This window comes from Variovorax sp. efr-133-TYG-130 (assembly GCF_030208835.1).
GTDB lineage: Bacteria > Pseudomonadota > Gammaproteobacteria > Burkholderiales > Burkholderiaceae_C > Variovorax.
The window spans coordinates 549,733-574,161 of record NZ_JARVTD010000010.1; the positions used below are offsets into that span (position 1 = coordinate 549,733).

21 protein-coding genes are annotated in these 24,429 nt (G+C 67.6%); 13 read left to right on the forward strand and 8 right to left on the reverse strand.

From position 1 onward, the window contains the following. Window positions 1–62: 62 nt before the first annotated feature. From QRN67_RS13990 to QRN67_RS14035, 10 genes are all read left to right on the forward strand, one after another. Window positions 63–1,100, forward strand: coding sequence for a bifunctional riboflavin kinase/FAD synthetase (locus QRN67_RS13990; protein ID WP_081265731.1), 1,038 nt, complete (start codon window positions 63–65; stop codon window positions 1,098–1,100). A 132-nt stretch (window positions 1,101–1,232) separates the two neighbouring features. Next, the gene (ileS, locus tag QRN67_RS13995) at window positions 1,233–4,082 is read left to right on the forward strand and encodes an isoleucine--tRNA ligase (protein ID WP_285412228.1); all 2,850 of its coding nucleotides are present in this window, start codon (window positions 1,233–1,235) and stop codon (window positions 4,080–4,082) included. Beyond that, window positions 4,082–4,594, forward strand: a complete 513-nt coding sequence (lspA, locus tag QRN67_RS14000) for a signal peptidase II (RefSeq protein WP_081265729.1) — start codon at window positions 4,082–4,084, stop codon at window positions 4,592–4,594. Before ileS ends, lspA begins: the two co-directional genes overlap by 1 nt. Before the next feature lie 144 nt (window positions 4,595–4,738). Then, window positions 4,739–5,758, forward strand: a complete 1,020-nt coding sequence (locus QRN67_RS14005) for a LacI family DNA-binding transcriptional regulator (RefSeq protein ID WP_285412230.1) — start codon at window positions 4,739–4,741, stop codon at window positions 5,756–5,758. 45 nt (window positions 5,759–5,803) lie between these two features. Then, window positions 5,804–6,814, forward strand: coding sequence for an ABC transporter substrate-binding protein (locus tag QRN67_RS14010; RefSeq protein WP_285412231.1), 1,011 nt, complete (start codon window positions 5,804–5,806; stop codon window positions 6,812–6,814). Window positions 6,815–7,139: 325 nt separating this feature from the next. After that, the gene (locus QRN67_RS14015; protein ID WP_285412232.1) at window positions 7,140–7,961 is read left to right on the forward strand and encodes an ABC transporter permease; all 822 of its coding nucleotides are present in this window, start codon (window positions 7,140–7,142) and stop codon (window positions 7,959–7,961) included. Between the two features lie 12 nt (window positions 7,962–7,973). Beyond that, the gene (locus QRN67_RS14020) at window positions 7,974–8,774 is read left to right on the forward strand and encodes an ABC transporter permease (RefSeq protein ID WP_106935474.1); all 801 of its coding nucleotides are present in this window, start codon (window positions 7,974–7,976) and stop codon (window positions 8,772–8,774) included. Then, a complete protein-coding gene (locus QRN67_RS14025) occupies window positions 8,764–9,828 on the forward strand; it encodes an ABC transporter ATP-binding protein (protein ID WP_285412233.1) in 1,065 nt (354 codons plus the stop codon). The genes QRN67_RS14020 and QRN67_RS14025 overlap by 11 nt, the downstream gene beginning before the upstream one ends. Next, window positions 9,825–10,688, forward strand: coding sequence for a phosphodiesterase (locus QRN67_RS14030; protein WP_081265723.1), 864 nt, complete (start codon window positions 9,825–9,827; stop codon window positions 10,686–10,688). Before QRN67_RS14025 ends, QRN67_RS14030 begins: the two co-directional genes overlap by 4 nt. Window positions 10,689–10,752: 64 nt before the next feature. Then, window positions 10,753–12,414, forward strand: a complete 1,662-nt coding sequence (locus QRN67_RS14035; RefSeq protein WP_081265722.1) for a Na/Pi cotransporter family protein — start codon at window positions 10,753–10,755, stop codon at window positions 12,412–12,414. Window positions 12,415–12,441: 27 nt separating this feature from the next. Here the strand turns inward: QRN67_RS14035 and QRN67_RS14040 are convergent, their stop codons facing one another. Beyond that, window positions 12,442–13,446, reverse strand: coding sequence for a bile acid:sodium symporter family protein (locus QRN67_RS14040; RefSeq protein ID WP_285412235.1), 1,005 nt, complete (start codon window positions 13,444–13,446; stop codon window positions 12,442–12,444). A 70-nt stretch (window positions 13,447–13,516) separates the two neighbouring features. On the opposite strand from QRN67_RS14040, the gene QRN67_RS14045 reads away from it, so the two are divergent. Continuing rightward, window positions 13,517–14,446: a LysR family transcriptional regulator gene (locus QRN67_RS14045; RefSeq protein ID WP_285412236.1), complete on the forward strand. Its 930-nt coding sequence runs from the start codon at window positions 13,517–13,519 to the stop codon at window positions 14,444–14,446. Here the strand turns inward: QRN67_RS14045 and QRN67_RS14050 are convergent. Continuing rightward, a complete protein-coding gene (locus QRN67_RS14050) occupies window positions 14,400–14,825 on the reverse strand; it encodes a response regulator (RefSeq protein WP_081265720.1) in 426 nt (141 codons plus the stop codon). The two genes, QRN67_RS14045 and QRN67_RS14050, sit on opposite strands and share 47 nt — an antisense overlap. Window positions 14,826–14,931: 106 nt before the next feature. Further along, window positions 14,932–15,918: a quinone oxidoreductase family protein gene (locus QRN67_RS14055; protein WP_285412238.1), complete on the reverse strand. Its 987-nt coding sequence runs from the start codon at window positions 15,916–15,918 to the stop codon at window positions 14,932–14,934. Window positions 15,919–16,020: 102 nt separating this feature from the next. Here QRN67_RS14055 and QRN67_RS14060 point away from each other — a divergent pair, with 102 nt between their 5' ends. Then, a complete protein-coding gene (locus tag QRN67_RS14060; protein WP_285412239.1) occupies window positions 16,021–16,929 on the forward strand; it encodes a DMT family transporter in 909 nt (302 codons plus the stop codon). Between the two features lie 15 nt (window positions 16,930–16,944). On the opposite strand, the gene QRN67_RS14065 is transcribed toward QRN67_RS14060, so the two are convergent. The 4 genes from QRN67_RS14065 to QRN67_RS14080 are packed head-to-tail and all read right to left on the reverse strand — an operon-like array spanning window position 16,945 to window position 21,367. Then, complete coding sequence (locus QRN67_RS14065; RefSeq protein ID WP_081265718.1) at window positions 16,945–17,736, reverse strand: SDR family oxidoreductase; 792 nt, start codon at window positions 17,734–17,736, stop codon at window positions 16,945–16,947. 33 nt (window positions 17,737–17,769) lie between these two features. Further along, window positions 17,770–18,726: a DMT family transporter gene (locus QRN67_RS14070; protein WP_285412240.1), complete on the reverse strand. Its 957-nt coding sequence runs from the start codon at window positions 18,724–18,726 to the stop codon at window positions 17,770–17,772. Between the two features lie 39 nt (window positions 18,727–18,765). Next, the gene (locus tag QRN67_RS14075; RefSeq protein WP_106935481.1) at window positions 18,766–20,379 is read right to left on the reverse strand and encodes a gamma-glutamyltransferase family protein; all 1,614 of its coding nucleotides are present in this window, start codon (window positions 20,377–20,379) and stop codon (window positions 18,766–18,768) included. A 16-nt stretch (window positions 20,380–20,395) separates the two neighbouring features. Continuing rightward, the gene (locus QRN67_RS14080; protein WP_081265715.1) at window positions 20,396–21,367 is read right to left on the reverse strand and encodes a Bug family tripartite tricarboxylate transporter substrate binding protein; all 972 of its coding nucleotides are present in this window, start codon (window positions 21,365–21,367) and stop codon (window positions 20,396–20,398) included. Between the two features lie 96 nt (window positions 21,368–21,463). Here QRN67_RS14080 and QRN67_RS14085 point away from each other — a divergent pair, with 96 nt between their 5' ends. Continuing rightward, window positions 21,464–22,390 (forward strand): LysR family transcriptional regulator, encoded by a 927-nt coding sequence (locus QRN67_RS14085; RefSeq protein ID WP_285412241.1) that lies wholly within the window; start codon window positions 21,464–21,466, stop codon window positions 22,388–22,390. Between the two features lie 516 nt (window positions 22,391–22,906). On the opposite strand, the gene QRN67_RS14090 is transcribed toward QRN67_RS14085, so the two are convergent. After that, entirely contained in the window at window positions 22,907–24,418 is a 1,512-nt protein-coding gene (locus QRN67_RS14090) for a tripartite tricarboxylate transporter permease (RefSeq protein WP_081265712.1), read from the reverse strand. Window positions 24,419–24,429: the final 11 nt, after the last annotated feature.

The window sequence follows — 24,429 nt, forward strand, 5'->3', positions numbered from 1 at the left end:
GACAAATCGGCCTGATTCGCCCAATCGACGGGCGAAAGGCGCTATCAAAAAGATACTCACCGATGCAGGTTTTCCGCGGCTTCCGGCACCCGGGCGTAGCCCCCGCCTGCGCCCTCACCATTGGCAATTTCGACGGCGTGCACCGTGGCCACCAGGCCATGCTCGCGCTCTTGCAGACCGAGGCCCGCCAGCGCGGGCTGCCGAGCTGCGTGCTCACCTTCGAGCCCCATCCGCGCGACTACTTCGCCGCGCTCACCAAGAAGCCCGACCTGGCGCCGGCGCGCATCGGCACGCTGCGAGACAAGCTCAGCGAGCTGGCCGCCTGCGGCGTGGCACAGACCATCGTGCTGCCGTTCGACAGCCGGCTGGCCTCCCAGACGCCGGAAGAATTCATCCAGAACGTGCTGGTCGACGGCCTGGGCGCGCGCTATGTGCTGGTGGGCGACGATTTCCGCTTCGGCGCCAAGCGGGCCGGCGACTACGCCATGCTCGACGCGGCCGGCGACGCCCGCGGCTTCGACGTGGCGCGCATGAACAGCTACGAGGTGCACGGCCTGCGGGTTTCCAGTTCCGCCGTGCGCGAGGCGCTGGCCGAAGGCCGCATGGCCGACGCCCAGACGCTGCTCGGGCGGCCCTACACGATCTCCGGCCACGTGGTCCACGGCCGCAAGCTCGGCCGCGCGCTGGGTGCCTCGGCGCCGGGCCTGGACGACGGTTTCCGCACCCTCAACCTGCGCTTCAAGCACTGGAAGCCGGCCGCCAGCGGCATCTTCGCGGTGCTGGTCCACGGGCTGGCCGACCAGCCGCTGCCGGGCGTGGCGAACCTGGGCGTGCGCCCCTCGCTGGACGCCAACGACGTCAACGGCGGGCGGGTTCTCCTGGAAACCCATTGCCTGGAGTGGCCCTCGCATCTGGGGACCGAAGGGGCCTACGGTAAAATCGTGCGCGTGGAACTCCTGCACAAACTGCACGACGAATTGCGCTACACCAGCCTCGAGGCCCTCACAGCGGGCATCGCGAAGGATGGGCGCGACGCACGTGCGTTCTTTGCGTCCACCCACGCCGAAACCCACCGCCAGACCACGCGCGACCGAATTTAGCCCTGCACGCCCGTGCTGCCGCCCTTCGACAAGCTCAGGGCGAACGGCTATACCTTCCGCACCGACACGCTTCATGCAGTTCGGGCTGAGCCTGTCGAAGCCCCCTAGAAGCCTTCTGCTTCGCACCCCAACATGTCTGACGCTGCTTCCCCCAAAGATTACCGCTCCACGCTGAACCTGCCCGACACCCCCTTCCCGATGCGCGGCGACCTGCCCAAGCGCGAACCGGGCTGGGTGAAGGAATGGAACGACGAAGGCCGCTACCACCGCCTGCGCGACGCCCGCCACGGCGCGCCCAAGTTCATCCTGCACGACGGCCCGCCGTACGCCAACGGCCAGATCCACATGGGCCACGCGGTGAACAAGATCCTCAAGGACATGATCACCAAGGCGCGCCAGCTCGAAGGCTACGACGCGCTCTACGTGCCGGGCTGGGACTGCCACGGCCTGCCGATCGAGAACGCCATCGAAAAGCAGTACGGCCGCAACCTGAGCCGCGACGAGATGCAGGCCAAGAGCCGCGCCTTCGCCACCGGGCAGATCGCACAGCAGATGGCCGACTTCCAGCGCCTGGGCGTGCTGGGCGAATGGGACCATCCCTACAAGACCATGGACTTCGCCAACGAGGCCGGCGAGCTGCGCGTCTTCAAGCGCGTCATTGAGCGCGGCTTCGTCTACCGCGGCCTGAAGCCGGTGTACTGGTGCTTCGACTGCGGCTCCTCGCTGGCCGAGTTCGAGATCGAATACGCCGACAAGAAGAGCCAGACCATCGACGTCGCCTTCAAGGCGCACGAGCGCGAGAAGGTGCTCAAGGCCTTCGGCACCGACCACACGATCCTGGGCGACATCTTCGCCGTGATCTGGACCACCACCGCGTGGACCATCCCCGCCAACCAGGCGATCAACCTCAACCCCGAGCTCGAGTACTCGCTGGTCGATACCGAGCGCGGCCTGCTGATCCTGGCCAACTCGCTGGTCGAGATGTGCATGACGCGCTATGCGCTCGACGGCAAGGTGCTGGCCACGGTCAAGGGCGAGAAGCTGGGCGGCCTCGAATTCGAGCATCCGCTGTATGACGCGGACGCCGGCTACAGGCGCCTGTCGCCCATCTACCTGGCCGACTACGCCACCGCCACCGACGGCACGGGCCTGGTGCACTCCTCGCCCGCCTACGGCGTGGACGACTTCAACTCCTGCATCGCCCACGGCCTGGCGTACGACGACATCCTGAACCCGGTGCAGGGCAACGGCAGCTACGCGCCCGACTTCCCGCTGTTCGGAGGCCAGAACATCTGGAAGGCCGTGCCGGTCATCATCGCCGCGCTGCGCGATGCCAACCGCCTGCTGACCACCGAGACCATCACCCACAGCTACCCGCACTGCTGGCGCCACAAGACGCCGGTGATCTACCGCGCCGCCGCGCAGTGGTTCGTGCGCATGGACGAGGGTGAAGGCGTGTTCACCAAGGACAAGGCGCCCAAGACACTGCGCCAGACCGCGCTCGACGCCATCGAGCAGACCAGCTTCTACCCTGAGAACGGCAAGGCCCGCCTGCACGACATGATCGCCGGGCGGCCCGACTGGTGCATCAGCCGCCAGCGCAGCTGGGGCGTGCCGATCCCGTTCTTCCTGCACAAGGATTCGGGCGAGCTGCATCCGCGCACCATGGAAATCCTCGACCAGGCCGCCGACATCGTCGAAAAAGGCGGCATCGAGGCCTGGAGCCGCGTCACGGTCGAGGAAATCCTCGGCGCCGAAGACGCACCGCACTACACCAAGAGCACCGACATCCTCGAGGTGTGGTTCGACTCGGGCTCGACCTTCTCGCACGTGCTGCGCGGCACGCACCCCACGGTGCACCACGAGACGGGGCCGGAAGCCGACCTGTACCTCGAAGGCCACGACCAGCATCGCGGCTGGTTCCACTCGTCGCTGCTGATCGCCTGCGCGCTGGAAGACCGCGCGCCGTACCGCGGCCTGCTGACGCACGGCTTCACGGTCGATGCCAAGGGCATCAAGATGAGCAAGTCGCTCAAGAACGGCATCGACCCGCAGGAAATCAGCAACAAGCTGGGCTCGGAAATCATCCGCCTGTGGGTGGCCGCGAGCGACTATTCGGGCGACATCGCCGGCGACGACAAGATCCTCGCCCGCGTGGTCGATGCCTACCGCCGCATCCGCAACACGCTGCGCTTCCTGCTCGCGAACACCAGCGACTTCGACATCGAGAAAGACGGCGTGCCGCTCGACCAGCTGTTCGAGATCGACCGCTACGCGCTGTCGCGCGCGGCGCAGTTCCAGGCCGAGATCCTCGCGCACTACAAGGTGTACGAGTTCCATCCGGTGGTGGCCAAGCTGCAGATCTACTGCTCGGAAGAGCTGGGCGGCTTCTACCTCGACATCTTGAAAGACCGCCTCTACACGACGGCCCCGGGCTCGCTGGCACGGCGCAGCGCGCAGACGGCGCTGTGGCACATCTCGCAAGCCATGCTGCGCTGGATGGCGCCGTTCCTGAGCTTCACGGCCGAAGAGGCATGGAAGTTCGTGGGCACCGGCAAGCCGGGCGAATCGATCTTCACGCAGACCTACAGCAAGTTCGACGGGCCCGACGAGGCCCTGCTCGCCAAATGGAACCGCATCCGCGAGATCCGCGACGTGGTGAACAAGGACATCGAGACGGTCCGCGCCGAAGGCAAGGTCGGCTCGTCGCTGCAGGCCAACCTGCAACTGACGGCACCGGCCGGCGACTTCGCGCTGCTGGATACGCTGGGCGACGACCTGAAGTTCGTCTTCATCACCTCGGCCATCGCGCTGGCGGCCGGCGAGACGCTGTCGACGGTGGTGACCCCGAGCGCCGCGCAGAAGTGCGAGCGCTGCTGGCACTACCGCGACGACGTGGGCCACGATGCGGCCCATCCGACGATCTGCGGGCGCTGCACCAGCAACCTGTTCGGCGCCGGTGAATCGCGGAGCTTTGCCTGATGGCCGCCGCCCGCTCCATGTCGGCCTCGCGTTCGCGCGGCAGCAGCATCTGGCCCTGGCTGGGGCTGGCGGTGATCATCGTGATCATCGACCAGTTCACCAAGACGCTGATCCTGGGCTACTACAAGCTCGGTGACGCGACCTACGTGACGAGCTTCTTCAACGTCGTGCGCGCGCACAACACGGGGGCCGCCTTCTCTTTCCTCGCGGATCACTCGGGCTGGCAGCGCTGGCTGTTCACGGCCATCGGCGTGGCGGCGGCGGTGTTCATCGTGTGGATGCTGAAGTCGCACGCGGGGCAGAAGCTGTTTTCGTTCTCCATGGCCTGCATCCTGGGCGGCGCGATCGGCAACGTGGTCGACCGGATGATGCACGGCTACGTGGTCGACTTCCTGAGCTTCCACGCGGGGAACTGGTACTTCCCGGCATTCAACGCCGCGGACAGTGCGATCACGCTCGGGGCCATCTGCCTGATCCTGGACGAGATCCGGCGGGTTCGCCGGGGCAAGTAGGTTTTCTCAGGGGCCCCGCGGGGCCCCTTCTTCTTGGGGCTTTTCCCTCGTCCAGGCCCTTCGGGTTTTTCCCCCTTTCAGGCGATGTCATAACAAAGTCATACTCCGGCGGTCCAATGTAATCGATTACATGAACACCGCAAGATGAGTATTCAAGACGTTGCAGCCAAAGCCGGGGTCTCCGTGGCCACGGTCTCGCGCGCCTTCAACTTTCCCGACAAGGTCACGCCCGCCACCCGCGAACTGGTGGAGCGCGTGGCGCAAGAGCTCAACTACCTGCCAAACGCCAGTGCGCGCACCCTGCGCACGCAACGCAGCCGCGTGCTCGGCATCGTGCTGCCGACGCTGCTGAACCCGACCTTCGCCGAATGCCTGCAGGGCATCGCGCGGGCCGCCGTGGCGGGGGGCTACGCGATCATTCCCGTCACCACCGGCTACCGGCTCGACGAGGAAGAGCGCGCCGTCCACCTGCTGCTGGCGGGCAACGTCGACGGGCTGATCCTGGTGGTGTCGAACCCCTCGACCTCGGCGGCGCTGCCCCGGCTCCAGGCCGCCGGCGTGCCCTACGTGCTGGCCTACAACCGCCATGCGGAGCACCCCTGCGTGTCGGTCGACAGCGAAGGCGCGGTGGCCGACGCGGTCAGCCGGCTCGTGCTGCTGGGCCACCGGCGCATCGCGATGGTCAGCGGCACGCTGGCCGCATCGGACCGTGCGCAGCAGCGCTACCGCGGCTACCTCAAGGGCATGGCCGACACCGGGCTCGACGCACAGCCGGTGATCGAAGTGCCCTTCGTCGAGACCGCCGTCGACGCGCTCTCCACCCACCTGCAGGCCCACCAGCGCCCCACCGCGCTGATCTGTTCGAACGACCTGCTGGCCATCCGCAGCATCCGCGCCGCCCACCTCGGCGGCCTGTCGGTGCCCGAGGACCTCAGCGTGGTCGGCTTCGACGGCATTGCACTCGGCGAAGACCTCACGCCCGCGCTCACCAGCATCACCCAGCCCAACAGCGACATCGGCCGCCAGGGCGTCGAGCTGCTGATCCAGGCGATTGCCGGCGGCACCACGCTGCGGGCGGATTCGAGCCTGCTGCTTCCCCATGCCTTCCGAGACGGCGAGTCGTGCGCTTCGGCGCGCGAAGACAACAACGCCGCGACTTTCTGACCTCACCAACCTCTTTCTCCGACTCATCCTCCAAGGAGCTCCCGCATGTCCTCCCGCTTCCACCGACTGGCCCGCCTGGGCCTGATCGCCGCCACGCTCGCCGCCGGCAGCGCCATGGCCCAGACCGCCATCTGCTACAACTGCCCGACCGAATGGGCCGACTGGGGCACCCAGCTGAAGGCCATCAAGGCCAAGACGGGCGTCACCGTGCCGCCCGACAACAAGAACTCGGGCCAGTCGCTGGCCCAGTTGGCGGCCGAGAAGGCCAGCCCCGTGGCCGACGTCACCTACCTCGGCGTGACCTTCGCGGTGCAGGCCGCCAAGGACGGCCTGGTCGAGCCCTACAAGCCGGCCGCGTGGAAAGACATTCCCGACGGCATGAAGGACCCGGCCGGCAACTGGTTCACCATCCACTCGGGCACGCTCGGCTTCATGGTCAACGTCGACGCGCTCAAGGGCAAGCCGATTCCGAAGTCGTGGGCCGATCTGCTCAAGCCCGAATACAAGGGCCTGATCGGCTATCTCGACCCGGCCTCGGCCTTCGTGGGCTACGTCGGCGCGGTCGCGGTGAACGAAGCGCGCGGCGGCACGCTAGACAACTTCAAGCCGGCCATCGACTACTTCAAGGCGCTGCAGAAGAACGAGCCGATCGTGCCGAAGCAGACGTCGTATGCGCGCGTGCTGTCGGGCGAAATCGCGATCCTGCTGGACTACGACTTCAACGCCTACCGCGCCAAGTACAAGGACAAGGCCAACGTCGCGTTCGTGATCCCGAGCGAAGGCACGCTGGCCGTGCCCTACGTGATGAGCCTGGTCGCCAAGGCCCCGCACGCGGCCGACGCCAGGAAGGTGCTCGACTTCACGCTGTCCGACGAAGGCCAGGCCATCTGGGCCAAGGCTTACCTGCGGCCGGTGCGCGCGAGCGCGATGCCCAAGGAAATCGAAGCCCAGTTCCTGCCCGCCAGCGACTACGCCCGTGCGAAGAGCGTGGACTATGGGCGCATGGCTGCCGCGCAACGCGCTTTCTCCGATGAGTACTTGAAGGAAGTGCGCTAACTCTGTGTGCTTCGTTGCGGGGGCGCGCTTTTCGGGGCGCGCTCCCGACGACGGGGTGCCTTGCTCCGCGAATGTCCCCCGGGGCTGCGCCCCTCCTCCTTTATTTCGCTGCGCAAGGCACCCCGCCGTCGTGATCGTTCAGGGCACTGGTTGATCAGCCGCAAACCAACGACGCGTCCAGTGCACAGGACGTCGGGTGCTCCCCGCAGCGAAATAAAGGAGGAGCCCGCAGGGCGGGGGACATTCGCGGAGGGGAGTACCCGATGGCCTGTGCACACGCCCTGAAGAAGAGCCTCAAGCAACAAGACAAGGCGAAAAAGCCGACATGAAGTCCAACAACTCCTGGAACCCAAGCTGGCGCCTGCTGGCCTGCGCAGCGCCCGCTGCCGCCTTCTTCGCGGCCTTCTGGCTGCTGCCGGTCGTGCGCCTGGTGACGCTGCCCGCCGACAAAGGCTGGGCAACCTATTTCGCCGTGCTCACGGATTCGCGCTATCTCGCGAGCATGGCCAACACGGTGGTGCTCTCCATCACGGTCACCCTCGCCACCCTGGTGCTGGGCGCGGCAGTGGGCATCTACCTCGCGCGGCATGCCTTCGTCGGCAAGCGCATGCTGCTGTCGCTGCTCACGCTGCCGCTGTCGTTCCCGGGCGTGATCATCGGCTTCTTCGTGATCCTGCTGGGCGGGCGCCAAGGCGTGGTCGCGGACCTCAGCGACAGCCTGATCGGACAGCGCATCACCTTCGCCTACGGCCTGCTCGGGCTGTTCCTGGCGTACCTTTATTTTTCGCTGCCGCGCGCCATCGCCACCTACGCAGCGGCGGCCGAGTCGATGAACACCCAGCTCGAGGAAGCCGCGCGTTCGCTCGGCGCCTCGCGGCTGCGCGTGGCGCGCGACGTGTGGATGCCCGAACTCGCGCCCACCACGCTGGCCTGCGGCGCGATCCTGTTCGCCACGTCGATGGGCGCCTTCGGCACAGCCTTCACGCTGGCCAGCAAGTTCGAGGTCATTCCCATCACCATCTACAACGAGTTCACCAACTACGCCAACTTCGCGCTCGCCGCGTCGCTGTCGATCTCGCTGGGCATCGTGACCTGGCTGGTGCTGTTCGTGGCGCGCCGCTTCGGCGCCAATCCCGTCGCACGCTGAGGCACATCCACCATGCGAAAGAACACTCAGGCCAAGGCGCCCTTCCTGCTCGCCGTCACGCTGATCGTGAGCCTCTTCATGATCGCGCCGATGCTGCTGTCGGTGATGGCGGGCCTGGTCAACAACTACAGCACCGGCCTCAAGAGCGGCTTCACGCTGCGCTGGCTCGGCGAGGTGTGGGAGAACTACGGCGGCACCGTCGGCTGGTCGCTCGCGCTGGCCGTGGCCTGCGTGATCGGCACCGTGCTGATCGGCGTGCCCTGCGCCTATGCGCTGGCGCGCAGCCGCTCGCGCGCCGCGCGCATCTTCGAGGAACTGCTGACGCTGCCGGTCGCGGTGCCGGGCCTGGCCACGGCGCTTGCGCTGATCCTCGCCTACGGCCAGCTCACGGCCTTTCGCCAGAGCTTCGCCTTCATCCTCGTGGGCCACATCGTCTTCACGCTGCCGTTCATGGTGCGCACCGTCAGCTCGGCCTTCGAGCGCGACGACCTGCTCGCGCTGGAGGAAGCCGCGCGCTCGCTGGGCGCGAACTTCCGCCAGCGCTTCATGGGCATCCTGGTGCCGGCCGTGTTCCCCGCCATCGTGGCCGGCAGCCTGATGGTGTTCACGCTCTCGGTCGGCGAATTCAACCTCACGTGGATGCTGCACACGCCGCTCACGCGCACGCTGCCCGTGGGGCTGGCCGACAGCTATGCCTCCATGCGCATCGAGATCGGATCGGCCTACACGCTGGTTTTCTTTGCCGTCATCCTTCCGGTGCTGTGGGCCCTGCAGTACCTTGCCAACCTCATGCAGAAACGCCATGGAACTTGAACGCATCACCATCGACATCGCCAACTGCGCAAAGACCTATGCCGACGGCACGCGCGGCCTGCAGCCCACCAACCTGCGGGTGGAAGCCGGCGAAGTGCTGGCGCTGCTGGGCCCCTCGGGCTGCGGCAAGACCACGCTGCTGCGGCTGATTGCCGGGCTGGATGCGCCCGACGCGGGCAGCCGCATCGTCTTCGGCGACCAGGACGTGACCCAGCGCCCGGTCGAGCACCGCGGCGTGGGCATGGTGTTCCAGAGCTACGCGCTCTTCCCGCAGATGACGGTGGCGGCCAACATCGGCTACGGCCTGCGCATTCGCGGCGTCTCGCCCGAAGAAGAGAAGCGCAGCGTGGGCGAGCTGGTCGACCTGGTGCGCCTGGGCGGCCTGGAGAACAAGCGCCCCGCCGAGCTTTCGGGAGGCCAGCGCCAGCGCGTGGCCCTGGCGCGCGCCGTGGCCGTGCGCCCGCGCGTGCTGCTGCTCGACGAGCCGCTGGCCGCGCTCGACGCCAAGCTCAAGGAATCGCTGCGCGACGAGCTGGCCGAGCTGCTGCGCCGCCTGCACATCACGGCCATCCACGTCACGCACGACCAGCAGGAGGCCCTGGCCATTGCCGACCGCCTCGCGGTGATGCGCGCCGGCCGCATCGTGCAGGTGGGCCGCGGCGAAGACCTCTACCGCGCCCCCGCGCACCCCTTCGTGGCCGAGTTCCTGGGCCGGGTCAACCGGCTGGAGCGCACGGCCGAGGCCATCGCGCAGGGCGTCGTGCGGCTCGGCGGAACCACCCTGCCCTGCCCGGGCGCCTGGCGCGACCATGCAACCCTGCTGGTGCGCCCCGAAGACATCGAAGTCGGCGCGCCCCAGCTGGACTGGGCCGCCGGCATCGTCGAGCGCCGCACCTTCCTCGGCGACCGCGTCCAGCTGCACCTGCTCGCGCAGGACCAGCCCCTGCTGGTGGCCGACGTGGGTCGCGACAAGCCCTTCAAGCCAGGCGACACCGTGGGCTTTCGCATCCACCCCGACCGCCTGATGACGTCGCAGGAGACCACCACCGCATGACGACAAGCAACACACCCCAAGACACCACCTTCCTGGTCCAGCTGACCGACCTGCACATCCGCGAGCCGGGCCGGCTGGCCTACGGCCGCATCAACACCGCGCCCTACCTGGAGCGCGCCGTGCAGTCGGTGCTGGCGCTGCGCCAGCCGCCCGACGCGGTGGTCGTCACCGGCGACCTGACCGACTTCGGCCGCGCGGCCGAGTACGAACACCTCGCGCGCCTGCTGGCCCCGCTGACCATGCCGGTCTACCTGATGCCCGGCAACCACGACGACCGCGACCAGCTGCGCCGCAGCTTCCCCGGCCACGCCTACCTGGGCACGGGCGCCGGCACCGACGGCTTCATCCAGTACTCGGTGCGCGTCGGCCCGCTGCGCCTGCTCACGCTCGACACCTGCGTGCCCGGCGCGAGCCACGGCTCGCTGTGCGAGAAGCGCCTGGCCTGGCTCGAAGCGCAGCTGGAAGCCTGCCGCGGCGAACCCGTGGTGATCGCCATGCACCATCCGCCGTTCGAGACGCTGATCGGCCACATGGACGAAATCGGCCTGCTCCAGGGCTCGGAGGCGCTGGAGGCGCTGGTCTCGCGCTACCCCAACGTCGAGCGCATCATCTGCGGCCACCTGCACCGCGCCATCGACGTGCGCTTCGGCGGCACCATCGCCTCGACCTCGCCGGCGCAGGCGCACCAGGTCTGCCTCGATCTGGCGCCGGACGCGCCCTCGGCCTGGACGCTGGAACCGCCCGGCTTCCGCGTCCATGCGTGGCTGCCGCGCAACCGCCGGCTGGTGACGCATCTGGCGGCTTGCGGTAGCTTCGAAGGCCCCTATCCCTTCCACGATAACGGAGCGCTTATCGACTGATTCGCTATCTTGTGGAAAATGGGGTCAAAACGAACCAAAACGAAAAGGATAGAACCCGACACCCATGAAGCATCTTCTGAACCTGCTGGCGGCAGTCGCATTGCTGGTGTGGGGTACGCACCTCGTTCGTACCGGCGTGCTGCGCGTATTCGGCGCCAACCTGCGCAAGATCCTCGTGCAGAGCATGCGCAACCGCTTCACCGCCGCCCTTTCGGGCATCGGCGTGACCGCCCTGGTGCAATCGAGCACGGCCACCTCCCTCATGACTTCGTCCTTCGTCGGGCAGGGCCTGGTCACGCTGCCGGCTGCGCTGGCGGTGATGCGCGGCGCCGACGTGGGCACAGCGCTGATTTCCGTGCTGTTCTCGGCCGACCTGTCCTGGCTGTCGCCGATGTTCATCTTCGTGGGCGTGGTGCTGTTCATCACGCGCTCGGCCTCGGTGGCGGGACGCGTGGGCCGGGTGCTCATCGGCCTGGGGCTCATGCTGCTGGCGCTGCAGCTGGTGGTGGAAGCGACCGAGCCGCTGTTCTCGTCGCCCGCCGTGCGCACGCTGCTGGCCTCGCTCAACAGCGACGTGCTGCTGGAGATCACCATCGGCTCGGTGCTGGCCATCGTGGCCTATTCGAGCCTGGCGGTGGTGCTGCTGGTGGCGGCCATGGCCACCTCGAACGTGGTGCCGCTGGACGTGGCGCTGGGCCTGGTGCTCGGCGCCAACCTCGGCAGCGGCCTGCTGGCGGTGCTGACCACGGCCAAGTCGGCGGTGTCGGTGCGGCAGGTGACCGTCGGCAACCTGCTGTTCAAGGCGCTGGGCGTGGCCATCGTGGCGCCCTTCATCGGCCTGTGGATCCGCCACGTGCAGCCCGAGCTGCCGAACCAGGCGCACGGCGTGGTGCTGTTCCACCTGGGCTTCAACGTCATCATCAGCGTGGGGTTCATCGGGCTCACCCAATGGGTGGCCAAGCTGGTGACGCGGCTGCTGCCGGCGCCGCAGCAGCCGGCCGGCACCATGCGGCTGCACCACCTCGACCCATCGGCGCTGTCGACCCCTTCGCTGGCCATTTCGAACGCGGCGCGCGAGGCGCTGCACCAGGCCGACATCGTGGAGACCATGCTCATCGGCACGCTCGACGTGATCCGCCACAACGACCTGCGGCTGGCGCAGGAGCTGCGGCAGCTCGACGATGCGGTGGACGAGCTGTACTCGGCCATCAAGTACTACATGACGCGCATCTCGCGCGAGGCGCTGGGCGAGGAAGAAAGCCGGCGCTGGACCGACATCATCAGCTTCACGATCAACATGGAGCAGATCGGCGACATCATCGAGCGGGTGATCATCGACATCGAGGACAAGAAGATCAAGCCGCAGCGCAACTTCTCCGAAGCCGGCATGGCCGAGATCGTGGAGCTGCACGGCCGGCTCATTGCCAACCTGCGGCTGAGCATGAGCGTGTTCCTGAACGGCAACGTGCGCGACGCCCAGAAGCTGCTCGAAGAAAAGGCGCGCTTCCGCGACCTGGAACGGGCCTACGCCACCACCCACCTGGACCGCCTGTCCGACCGGACCACGCTGAGCATCGAGACCAGTTCGCTGCACATCGACCTGATCAGCGACCTGAAGCGCATCAACTCGCACATCTGCTCGATCGCTTATCCGATCCTGGAGTCGGCCGGGGCGCTGGCGCCGAGCCGGCTGAAGGATCCCCAGCTGGGCCAGCTGGAGAGCTGACCTGACAGCGCCCCGGCCGGAAAGAAGCTACTTCTGCCCGGCAGGCTTCAGCGCCGGGGCGGCTTCCTGCCCCCGCCGCGCATAGCGCTGCGCCAGCACCGCGCACACCATCAGCTGCATCTGGTGGAACAGCATCAGCGGCAGCACGATGGCGCCCACGGCATGCGAAGCGAACAGCACCTTCGCCATCGGGATGCCGCTCGCGAGGCTCTTCTTGGAGCCGCAGAAGACGATGGTGATCTCGTCCGCCTTGTCGAAACCCAGCTTGCGCGCGGTGAAGGTCGTGAGCGTGAGCGCCAGTGCCAGCAGCACGGCGCACACCAGCAGCAGGCCCAGCAGCGCGCTCACGGGAATCTGCTTCCAGAGCCCCTCGATCACCGCCGCGCTGAACGCGGTGTAGACCACCAGCAGGATCGAGCCCTGGTCCACGAACTTGAGCACCGCCGCGCGCTTCTGCACCCACTTGCCGATGACCGGGCGCAGCAGGTGGCCGGCCAGGAAGGGCACCATCAACTGCAGCAGGATGCGGCCGATCGAGTCGAAGGACGAGGTCGCGCCGCCGTTGTGCGGCAGCACCACCAGGTTCACCAGCACGGGCGTGATGAACACGCCCAGCAACGTGGACGCCGAGGCGCTGCAGATGGCGGCCGGCATGTTGCCCCGGGCCATCGCGGTGAAGGCGATGGCCGACTGCACCGTGGCCGGCAGCACGCACAGGAACAGCACGCCGGTGTAGAGCTCGGGCGTCACCAGCGGCGACAGCACGGGCTTGAGCGCGAGCCCCAGCAACGGGAACAGGACGAAGGTGCTCGCGAACACCAGCAGGTGCAGCCGCCAGTGGGTGATGCCCGCCATGATCGCCTCGCGCGACAGCTTGGCGCCGTGCAGGAAGAACAGCAGTCCGATGGCGACCGTGGTCAGGCCTTCGAAGAAATGCGCCGTGCGCCCGCTGGCGGGCAGCAGGCTGGCAATGGTCACGACCGTGACGAGCGCGAGCGTGAAGTTGTCGGGGAGGAAGCGTGAACGGGCCATGGCAAGCATTGGACGCCGGAGGCATTCAAAAGAGAAATGGATTTATCTGATGGATATATGATTCGAGCGCATGAATGTCACGCTGCGCCAGCTTCGCGTGTTCCGCTCGGTGGCCGAGGGACGCAATTTCAGCCGCGCCGGCGACCAGGTCGGCCTGAGCCAGCCGGCGGTCAGCCGCTCGATCCTGGAGCTGGAGTCGCAGCTCGGGCTCAAGCTGCTCGACCGCACCACCCGCGAGGTGGTTCTGACGGAAGCCGGCCAGTCGCTCGCGGCCCGGCTCGACCGCGTGCTCGACGACCTCGACCAGACCCTGCAGGACGTGGCCGGCCTGGCCAGCGCGCGCGGCGGCAAGGTGCGTGTGGCGAGCAGCCCCACGCTGTCGGCCAACCTGATGCCCGGCTGCATCGCCACCTGCGCGGTGCAGGCGCCTGGCATCCAGTTTCTTCTGCTCGACCGCATCCAGCAGGACGTGCTCGACAGCGTGCGCAGCGGCGAAGTCGATTTCGGCGTGGTCATCGAGCCCTCGGAGGCCGAGGACCTGCATTGCGAAGCGATCCTCGACGACCCATTCGTGCTCGTGGTGCCGCCCGCGCACCGGCTCGCGCAGAAGGCATCGGTGCGCTGGACCGCGCTGGACGGCGAATCCCTGGTGCTGCTCGACCATGCCTCGGGCAGCCGCCGGCTGATCGACCAGGCGCTGGAGCGGCATGGCGCGCACTGCGAAGTGAAGCAGCAGCTCGGCCACCCGACCACCGTGTTCCGCATGGTCGAGGCGGGCATCGGCATCAGCGTGATGCCGGAGCTTTCATTGCCGCCGGAGGGTTTGCCGCAGCTCGTGGTGCGGCCGCTGGTGCCGCGCGTTCAGCGGGCGATCATGCTGATCCGGCGCCGCAACCGGGCGCTTTCGCCGCTCGCGGAGCGGGTGTGGGGCATCGTGCGCGAGACCGCCGCGCTCAGTGAGTCAGCGGCGCCCGGTTCGACGACGCAGACGGATGGCTGAGCCGCGCCTGCCGCTGTCGCACGCAGAAATCGATCAGGTCTTCCACCTCGGTGGCCTTGTCGAACACCGCGTCGGCGCCCAGCAGGGCGCACTTACGGCGCATCTCGGGCGTCGCGTAGTTGCTCAGCACCACCATCTTCTGCATCGGATGACGGTCGCGGCAGGCTTCGAGCACGCGGAAACCGGTGCCGTCCTTCAGGAACAGGTCGATGATGGCCAGGTCCCACTGGGTCGGGTTGCGCGTGAGCCAGCGCAGGCCCTCGGCTTCGGATTCGGCCTGGCCGATGGGGTCTACCCGCGCTACCTCGCGCAAGGTGCCCACCAGGTTCTCGCGAATGGTGGGGTTGTCTTCGACTATGTATGTGCGAACGGTGTTCATGCGGCTTTGCCTCTGAGCTTTGACCCAAGGCTACAAAGTGCGCCAGTCACAAGTCGAAGGCATGACACCACTGCCCGGGTAGGACAAGACTGTCCTTTCCGACTTATCAGAGCGTGAGGATCGTGCAGCCCGTGGTCTTGCGCGCCTCGAGGTCGCGGTGCGCCTGCTGCACGTCGTCCAGTGCATAGCGCTGGTCGATCGGGATCTTCACCGCGCCGCTTCGCACCACCGCGAACAGGTCGTCGGCCATGGCCTGGGTGCTCTCGCGCGTGGACATGTGGGTGAAGAGCGTGGGCCGCGTGACGTACAGCGAGCCCTTGGAAGCGAGCGTGCCGAGGTTCACCGGCGGCACCGGACCCGAACCGTTGCCGAACACCGCCAGCAGGCCGAAGGGCCGCAAGCAGTCGATCGAGCCTTCGAAGGTGTCCTTGCCGACCGAGTCGTACACCACCTTCACGCCCTTGCCGCCAGTGATTTCCTTCACCCGCGCCGCGAAGTTCTCGGTGCTGTAGTTGATGGCGTGCGCCGCGCCGTGTTCGAGCGCCAGCTTGCACTTGGCGTCGCTGCCGGCAGTGCCGATGAGCTGCAGGCCGAGCGCCTTGGCCCACTGGCAGGCGATGAGGCCCACGCCGCCCGCGGCAGCATGGAACAGGATGAAGTCGCCGGCCTGCAGGCCTTCGGCGGGCAGCGTCTTCTTCAGCAGGTACTGCGTGGTGAGGCCCTTGAGCATCATGGCCGCGCCGGTCTCGAAGGAAATGTCGTCGGGCAGCTTGCACACGCACTTGGCCGGCATCACGCGCAGTTCGCAGTACGAGCCGGGCGGCGGGCTGGCATAGGCGGCGCGGTCGCCGGCCTTCAGGTGCGTCACGCCCTCGCCCACCGCCTCGACGATGCCGGAGGCTTCCATGCCCAGCTGCAGCGGCATGGCAAACGGATAGAGCCCGCTGCGCTGGTAGGTGTCGATGAAGTTCAGGCCCACCGCCTTGTGGCGGATGCGGATCTCGCCGGGGCCGGGTTCGCCGACCTCGACCTCGACGATCTTCAGTTCTTCGGGACCGCCGGGGCGATCGATACGGACGGCTTTGCTCTTCATGATGGCAGTCTCCACGCGCAGGAAAAAAGAAGAGGGGCATCCTGCCATGTTTGCCTTTCCCGCGACAGCACGGGGCATTGCCGCCCGGTAGAGTCGGCGCCCATGCAGACACAGCCGCAGCGCCTCACACCCCTCGTCGTTTTCATGCTGGTCGTCCCGCCGCTTCTGTGGGCAGGCAACGCCGTCGTCGGGCGCCTCGTGCGCGAGCTGGTGTCGCCGCTCACGCTGAACTTCGTGCGCTGGATCATCGCGTTCGTCATCGTGCTGCCGCTGGCCGCGCCGGTGCTGCGCCGCGACAGCGCCCTGTGGCCGCACTGGCGGCGCTACGCGCTGCTGGGCCTGCTCGGCATCGGGCTCTACAACGCGTTCCAGTACCTCGCGCTGCAGACCTCCACGCCGATCAACGTCACGCTGGTGGGCTCGAGCGCGCCGCTGTGGATGCTGGCGACCGGCGCCCTCTTCTTCGGTGCACGCATCAGCGCGCGCGAGGTCGGCGGCGCACTGCTGTCGATGGCGGGCGTGCTGCTGGTGCTCAGCCGCGGCGAATGGCGGCAGTTGATGGCGCTGCGGCTGGTGCCGGGCGATCTCTACATGATCCTCGGCTCCATCGCGTGGGCCTTCTACAGCTGGATGCTGGCGCGCACGCACGAACCCAGGGGCGTGCGGCAGGACTGGTCCGCCTTCCTGATGGCGCAGCTGGTGTTCGGCATCGCGTGGTCGGGCGCGCTGGCGGCCGGCGAATGGACGCTGACCGACGCGCACATCGACCTCGGCTGGCCGCTCGTCGCCGCCATGCTGTTCATCGGCATCGGCCCGGCGGTGCTCGCCTACCGCTGCTGGGGCACCGCGGTGCAGCGCGCGGGCCCGCAGGCCGCGAGCATCTTCATGAACCTCACGCCGCTGTTCGCGGCGGTGCTCTCCGCCGCGTTCCTGCGCGAACTGCCGCACTGGTACCACGGCGCGGCGTTCCTGCTGATCGTGGGCGGGATCGTGGTGGCGTCGCGGCGCTGAAGGCGCCGCCGCCGGTCAGTACGTGCCGGGGTAGGCGCCGCCGTCCGCCAGCACGTTCTGGCCGGTCATGTAGCCGGCCTGCATGCTGCACAGGAACGCGCAGATGGCGCCGAACTCGGCCGGGGTGCCGAAGCGCTTGGCAGGAATGTTCTTCTTGCGGGCTTCCCACACGGTGTCGAAGTCCTGGCCCGTCTTCTGCGCCGTGCCGGCCATGGTGCCCTTCAGCCGGTCGGTGTCGAACGAGCCGGGCAGCAGGTTGTTGATGGTCACGCCCTGCGCCGCGATGGGCGTGCGCGCCACGCCGGCCACGAAGCCGGTGAGGCCGCTGCGCGCGCCGTTCGACAGGCCCAGGATGTCGATCGGCGACTTCACCGAGCTCGACGTGATGTTCACGATGCGCCCGAAGCCGCGCTTGGCCATGCCGTCCACCGTGGCCTTGATGAGTTCGATGGGCGTGAGCATGTTGGCGTCGACCGCCTTGATCCACGCTTCGCGGTCCCAGTTTCGGAAGTCGCCGGGCGGCGGGCCGCCGGCGTTGGTGACGACGATGTCGAAGTCGTGGCCCAGCGCGAACACCGCCGCGCGGCCAGCTTCGGTGGTGATGTCGGCGGCCACGTGCTTCACGAACGGGCCCGATGCGCCCGCAGCCTCGGCCAGCTTCTTCGCCGCGGCTTCGAGCGCCTCGGCGCCGCGCGCGACGATCACCACGTTCACGCCCTCGCGCACCAGCGCCTCGGCGCAGCCGTAGCCCAGCCCCTTGCTCGCGCCGCACACCAGTGCGGTCTTGCCTGCAATACCCAGATCCATGTCGTGTTTCTCCAATGATTGCAGCAAGGGGCTTCAGCGCCCCTTGCGCGTGAAAACGAAAATGCCCGCGATGACGAGCACGGTGCCGGCCGCGATCCACGGCGTGAACGGCTCGCCGAGTATCAACACCCCCATGAGGATGGTCGACAGCGGCCCGATCATGCCGGTTTGCGCGGCCACCGCGGGGCCGATGCGCTCGATGGCCATCATCACCATGAGGACGGGCACCGCCGTGCACAGCGTGGCGTTGAGCACCGACAGCCAGATGACCTCGGGCGCGAGCCCGAAAGCCACGCTCATGGGCCGCGTCAGCACGAACTGCAGGATGCACAGCACGCAGGCCACGGTGGTCGCCAGCCCCACGAGCCGCAGCGAGCCCAGCCGCTTGACGAACTCGCCGCTGTAGACGAGGTAGCCCGCATAGCTCACGGCGCTCAGGAACACCAGGAACGCACCCCAGGCCGCGGCACCGCCGCCCTTGCCGCCGCCACCGGTCCACAGCTCGTGGCCGAACACCAGCAGCACGCCGGCGTAGCTCACGACCATGCCGAGCACCTGCGGCCGCGTCGGGCGGCGCCGGTACATCAGCCATCCGAAGAACAGCACCAGCGTCGGGTTGAGATAAAGAATGAGCCGCTCGAAGCTGGCCGAGATGTAGGCCAGCCCGGCGAAGTCGAGAAAGCTCGCGAGGTAGTAGCCCGAGAAGCCGAGCCCCACCACGCCGAGCCAGTCGCGCGCGGTGAGCGACGGCTTGCCGCGCCCGGCCCACCACGCCATGACCGCGAACAGCGGCAGCGCGAACAGCATGCGCAGCATGATGAGCGTCACCGCGTCCACGCCGTAGCGGTACGCGAGCTTGACGATGATGGCCTTGCCGCTGAACGCGATGGCGCCCAGCGTGGCCAGGATCAGGCCGGTCGCGATGCCCTTCCTGGCGGCATCGTGGGAGGGTCGAGGGGGCATGCCGGCCGTCGCGGCTGTCTTGTTCATCCCCCGATCATCGCGGCAAGCTCAAACCCTCGCTCGTGCTCAGTAACCCGCGGCCACGCCGTCGCGGCGCGGATCGCTGGCGGCCACGTAGCCTTCGACCGAAGGCTCGCCCGCGCGCCAGATGAACTGGCCCGCGCCGAAGTCCTGGTAGGAGTCGTTGATCACTTCCAGGTGGTGGCCCAGGTCGCGCAGGCCCTGCACCGTGGCCGGGTTCATCGCCGCCTCGACGTTGATCTCCAGCCCCGCGTTGAAGCGCCAGCGCGGCGCGTCGCAGGCGGCCTGCGGGTTCTGCTTGTAGTCGAGCATGCGCACCAGCGTCTGCATGTGGCCCTGCGGCTGCATGTTGCCGCCCATCACGCCGAAGCTCATGACGGGCTGGCCGTCCTTGGTGAGGAAGGCCGGGATGATGGTGTGGAACGGGCGCTTGCCCGGTGCCACCACGTTGGGGCTCTCGGCCTTCAGGCTGAAGCCGTGGCCGCGGTTCTGCAGGCTGATGCCGAACTCGGGCTCCACGCAGCCCGAGCCGAAGCCCATGTAGTTGCTCTGTATGAAGCTCACCATCATGCCGCTCTCGTCGGCCGCCGTGAGGTAGATGGTGCCGCCCTTCACCGGGTTGCCGGCCTTGAAGTCCTGCGCCTTCTTCACGTCGATGAGGCGCGCGCGCGAGGCGAGGTAGGCGTCGTCGAGCATCTGCTCGGTCGTCACTTCCATGGTCTTGCGCTCCGACACGTAGCGGTACACGTCGGCAAAGGCCAGCTTCATGGCCTCGATCTGCAGATGCTGCGACTGCACCGAATCGACCGGCAGCGAGGCGATGTCGAACTTCTCCAGGATCCCCAGCGCGATCAGCGCCGCAATGCCCTGGCCGTTGGGCGGGATCTCGTGCAGCGTGTGGCCGCGGTAGTCGCGCGAGATGGGCTTGACCCACTCGGGCTGGTAGGCCGCGAGGTCGGCCACGGTGAGCGCACCGCCCTGCTCGGCCGAGAACTTGGCGAGCGCCTCGGCGATCTCGCCGCTGTAGTAGGCCTCGCCCTTGGTGCGGGCGATGGCCTTGAGCGCGCGCGCGGCGGCGGTGAAGCGGAACAGCTCGCCCACTTCGGGCGCGCGGCCCCAGGGCAGGAAGGTCTGCGCAAAGCCCGGCTGCGACTGCAGCACCGGCGTGGCCGCGGCCCACTTGCCCTGCACCACCGGCGGCACCAGGTAGCCGCGCTCGGCGATGTCGATGGCCGGCGCCAGCAGGTCGGCGAAAGGCAGCTTGCCGAAGCGCTCGCTCATCGCAACCCAGCCGCGCACCGCGCCCGGCACCGTGACCGAGTCGATGCCGCGCATGGGCGGATTGGCCGCGTCGGCACCGTACTTGGCCTTGAAGTATTCGGGCGTCCAGGCCTTGGGCGCCGGGCCCGAGGCATTGAGGCCGTGCAGTTCCTTGCCGTCCCAGAGGATGCAGAACGCATCGCTGCCCAGGCCGTTGCTCACCGGCTCGACCAGCGTCATCACCGCCGCGGTGGCAATGGCCGCATCGACCGCGTTGCCGCCCTGCTGCAGGATGCGCAGCCCGGCCTGCGAGGCCAGCGGGTGCGAGGTCGACACCACGTTGCGCGCGAAGATCGGGATGCGGGTCGAGAGGTAGGGGTTGTTGAAGTCGAAGTTCATTTCGATGTGCTCTGCGTTATTCGTTGGTGATCTTGCGGTCGACCACGATCTTTTTCCACTTCGCGGCGTCCACCGCCACCATCTTCGCGAACTGGTCGGGCGTGCCAGGCGTGGCGGGCTCGATGCCCAGGCGCGCGAGCTTTTCCTTCACTTCGGGGTCGGCCAGCGAGTCGTTCGCGGCCTTGTTGATCTTCGCGACGATGTCCGCCGGCAGGTTCTTCGGGCCATAGAAGCCGAACCAGGTGTTCGACTCGTAGCCGGGCAGCGTGTCGGCAATGGGCGGCAGCTCGGGCGCCAGCGGGCTGCGCTTGAGCGAGGTGACGCCCAGCGCGCGCAGGCGGCCGTCGCGCACATGCGGCATGCCGGTGGGCAGCGAGTCGAACAGCACGTCGACCTTGCCGCTGATCAGGTCGGGAATGGCCAGTGCCGTGCCCTTGTAGGGAATGTGCGTGACGAACACGCCGGCCTGCGCCTTGAACAGCTCCGCCGTGAGCTGCACGATGGTGCCGTTGCCGCTCGATGCGTAGTTGAGCTTGCCGGGGTTCTTCTTGGCGTAGTCGATCCATTCGCGCACCGTCTTCGCCGGCGAATTGACCGGCACCAGCATGATGCTGGCCGCGTCGCCCACGTGCGCGATGGGCGTGAAGTCGCGCACCGTGTCGTAGGGCAGCTTGCTGACGGCCGGGCCGATGGAGTGCGTGCTGGTGGTGGCCAGCAGGATGGTGTAGCCGTCGGGCGCGGCCTTCGCGGCCTGGTCGGAACCGATGGCGCCGCCGGCGCCGGGCTTGTTGTCGACCACCAGCGTGGTGCCGAGCTTCTCGCTCATCTTCTGTCCCAGCGTGCGGGCGAACAGGTCGGTGGCACCTGCAGCCGGGAACGGAACGATCAGGCGTATCGGCTTGTTCGGGTAGCCCTGGGCCAGGACGGCGGAAGACGCGGCCATGCCGAGCGCGACGGCAAGCACCTGGAGGAAGCGGAGGCGTTTCATGTGCGGGGAATTCTGTGCCTGTGTAAAAAAAGAATGCTATGCAGCGGCAGCGCATCAATCCAGATAATTCCGCTTATTCAACTATCAATGCTGTTTATGACCAAGGGTGCCGCCGAAGACATCTCGCTGCAGCAGCTGCGCGCGCTGACGGCGGTGGCCGAAACAGGCAGCTTCACGCTCGCGGCCGAGGCGCTCCAGCTCACCCAGCCTGCCATCAGCCACCTGATCAAGCGACTGGAGGAGGAGCTGGCACAGCCTCTGGTGGTGCGCGGGCGCCGCATCCGCATGACCAACGCGGGCCAGATGATGGTCGACACCGCCGTGCGCGCGTTGCGGCTGATCGACGAGTCGGTGGACGCCTGCCGCTCGCAGTCGCAACTGCGCGAGGGCCGCATCGTGCTGGCGGTGGGGCACCTCACGGCCGGCGCCCTGCTGCCGCCGCTGCTCGGCCGCTTCTCGCAGAAGCACCCGACGCTCGCGACCACGCTGCTCGACAGCACGGCCGAGCAGATGATCTCGCGCATCCTCTCGCAGGAGGCCGACCTGGGCTTCGGCTCGGACATCGGCCAGAAGCACTCCGAACTCGCGACCGAGCCGCTGTTCTCGGAGCGCATGGCGCTGTTCGTGCGCGACGACCATCCGCTGGCGCAGCACGCGGTGGTCGAGGCCCGGCACCTGGAGGGCCTGCCTTTCATCCACGTCAACCCCGACGCCAACGTGTGGCGCGCCGTGAGCCGCCAGCTCGCGAGCGCGGCCAACGTGTACCCGCACGTGGTGCACCATGTGTCGATGCTGTCGACCGCGTTCGGCCTGATCCAGGCGGGCGCGGGCGTGGCGCTGGCGCCGCGCTATGTGGAAGTGCTGATGCCGCCCAACCTGCGCGCAGTGGCCGTCACGCGGCCCACGCTCGAATACCCCGTGGTCGCCATACGGCTGGCCAAGCATCCGCTGAGCCCGGCGGCGATGGCTTTCCTGGCGATGGCGCGGCAACATATGAAGCCGCCGCGTTCTGCCAAGGTTTAGCGCTCTGGCTTCGGGGCGCGATCAGGCCGACGGGGTACCTTGCTCCGCGAATGTCCCCCGCGGCTTCGCCGCTCCTCCTTTATTTCGCTGCGCAAGGCACCCCATCGGCCTGATCGTTGAGCGCCGCTGTGGAAGCTGCATTTGTTGGCGCTCGGCCGGACTTCGTGCCGCATCGAGCGGCTGCTTTGCCCGGCTCTTCTCCAGAGTCGACGGCAGGTGGTCGGTGCGAAAGCAGCGATGCAGATGCGAGGTATCAAAAGGCGACGGCCGGGACGTTCTCAGCGCAGCGTCAAAGCCAAGCCCGGCCTGAACGCCCAAGCAGCGTCCAGGTGCGCAGGGCGCCGGGTGCTCCCCGCAGCGAAATAAAGGAGGAGCCCGAAGGGCGGGGGACATTCGCGGAGGGGAGTACCCGGCGGCCTGTGCACACGCCCCGAACAGCAGCGCCCACATCTACACAGCACAAACAAAAACGGCACCCGAAGGCGCCGTCTTGAAGCGTGCAAAAAAACTAGAAGATCAGTCTTCGACGAAAGCTTCTTCGCGCTTCGACTTCACGGCCGGCAGCAGCACGATGATCAGCAGCAATGCGGCTGCAGCCAGCAGGCTCGCCGAGATCGGACGCGTGACAAACACGCTCCAGTCACCGCGCGACAGCAGCAGCGAACGGCGCAGGTTCTCTTCCATCATCGGGCCCAGGATGAAGCCCAGCAGCAGCGGCGCGGGTTCGCATCCGAGCTTGAAGAAGGTGTAGCCCACCAGACCGAAGATGCCGACCATCCACACGTCGAAGGTGTTGTTGTTGGTCGAGTACACGCCAATCGCGCAGAACAGCACGATCGCCGGGAACAGGTACTTGTACGGCACCGACAGCAGCTTGATCCACATGCCGATCAGCGGCAGGTTCAGGATGATCAGCATCGCGTTGCCGATCCACATCGAGGCGATTAGGCCCCAGAACAGCTCGGGGTTGCTGGTCATCACCTGCGGGCCCGGCTGGATGTTGTGGATCGTCATGGCACCCACCATCAGCGCCATCACCGCGTTGGGCGGAATGCCCAGCGTCAGCAGCGGGATGAAGGAGGTCTGCGCGCCGGCGTTGTTGGCCGACTCGGGAGCCGCCACGCCGCGGATGTTGCCCTTGCCGAAGGGCACTTCGCCCGGCTTCAGCTTGGTCTTCTTCTCGATCGTGTAGGCCGCGAAAGCCGCCAGCAGCGCGCCGCCGCCGGGCAGGATGCCCAGTGCCGAACCCAGCGCAGTGCCGCGCAGCACGGCGGGAATCATGCGCTTGAAGTCTTCCTTGGTCGGGAACAGGCCCGAGACCTTGGCGGTGAACACTTCGCGCTCGTCGTCGGGACGCGAGAGGTTGGCGATGATTTCACCGTAGCCGAACACGCCCATGGCGATGGCCACGAAGCCGATGCCGTCGGTCAGCTCGGGGATGTCGAAGCTATAGCGCGCCACGCCGGAGTTCACGTCGGTACCGACCAGGCCGAGCAGCAGGCCCAGCACGATCATCGCGATGGCCTTGAGCAGCGAGCCCGAAGCCAGCACCACGGCACCGATCAGGCCCAGGATCATCAGCGAGAAATATTCGGCCGGGCCGAACTTGAAGGCCAGCTCGGTCAGCGGCGGTGCGAAGGCAGCCAGGATCAGCGTGCCCACGCAGCCCGCGAAGAACGAGCCCAGGCCCGCCGCGGCGAGCGCCGGACCCGCGCGGCCCTTGCGTGCCATCTGGTAGCCGTCGATCACGGTCACCACCGACGAAGACTCGCCCGGCAGGTTCACAAGAATCGCGGTGGTGGAGCCGCCGTACTGCGCGCCGTAGTAGATGCCGGCCAGCATGATCAGCGCCGACACAGGAGGCAGCGCGTAGGTGGCGGGCAGCAGCATCGCGATGGTCGCGACCGGGCCGATGCCGGGGAGCACGCCGATCAGCGTACCCAGGATGCAGCCGACCAGGCAGTACAGCAGGTTGGTGAAGGTAAAGGCAACGCCAAAACCCATCGAGAGGTGTTCAACCAATTCCATGATGTGAGCAG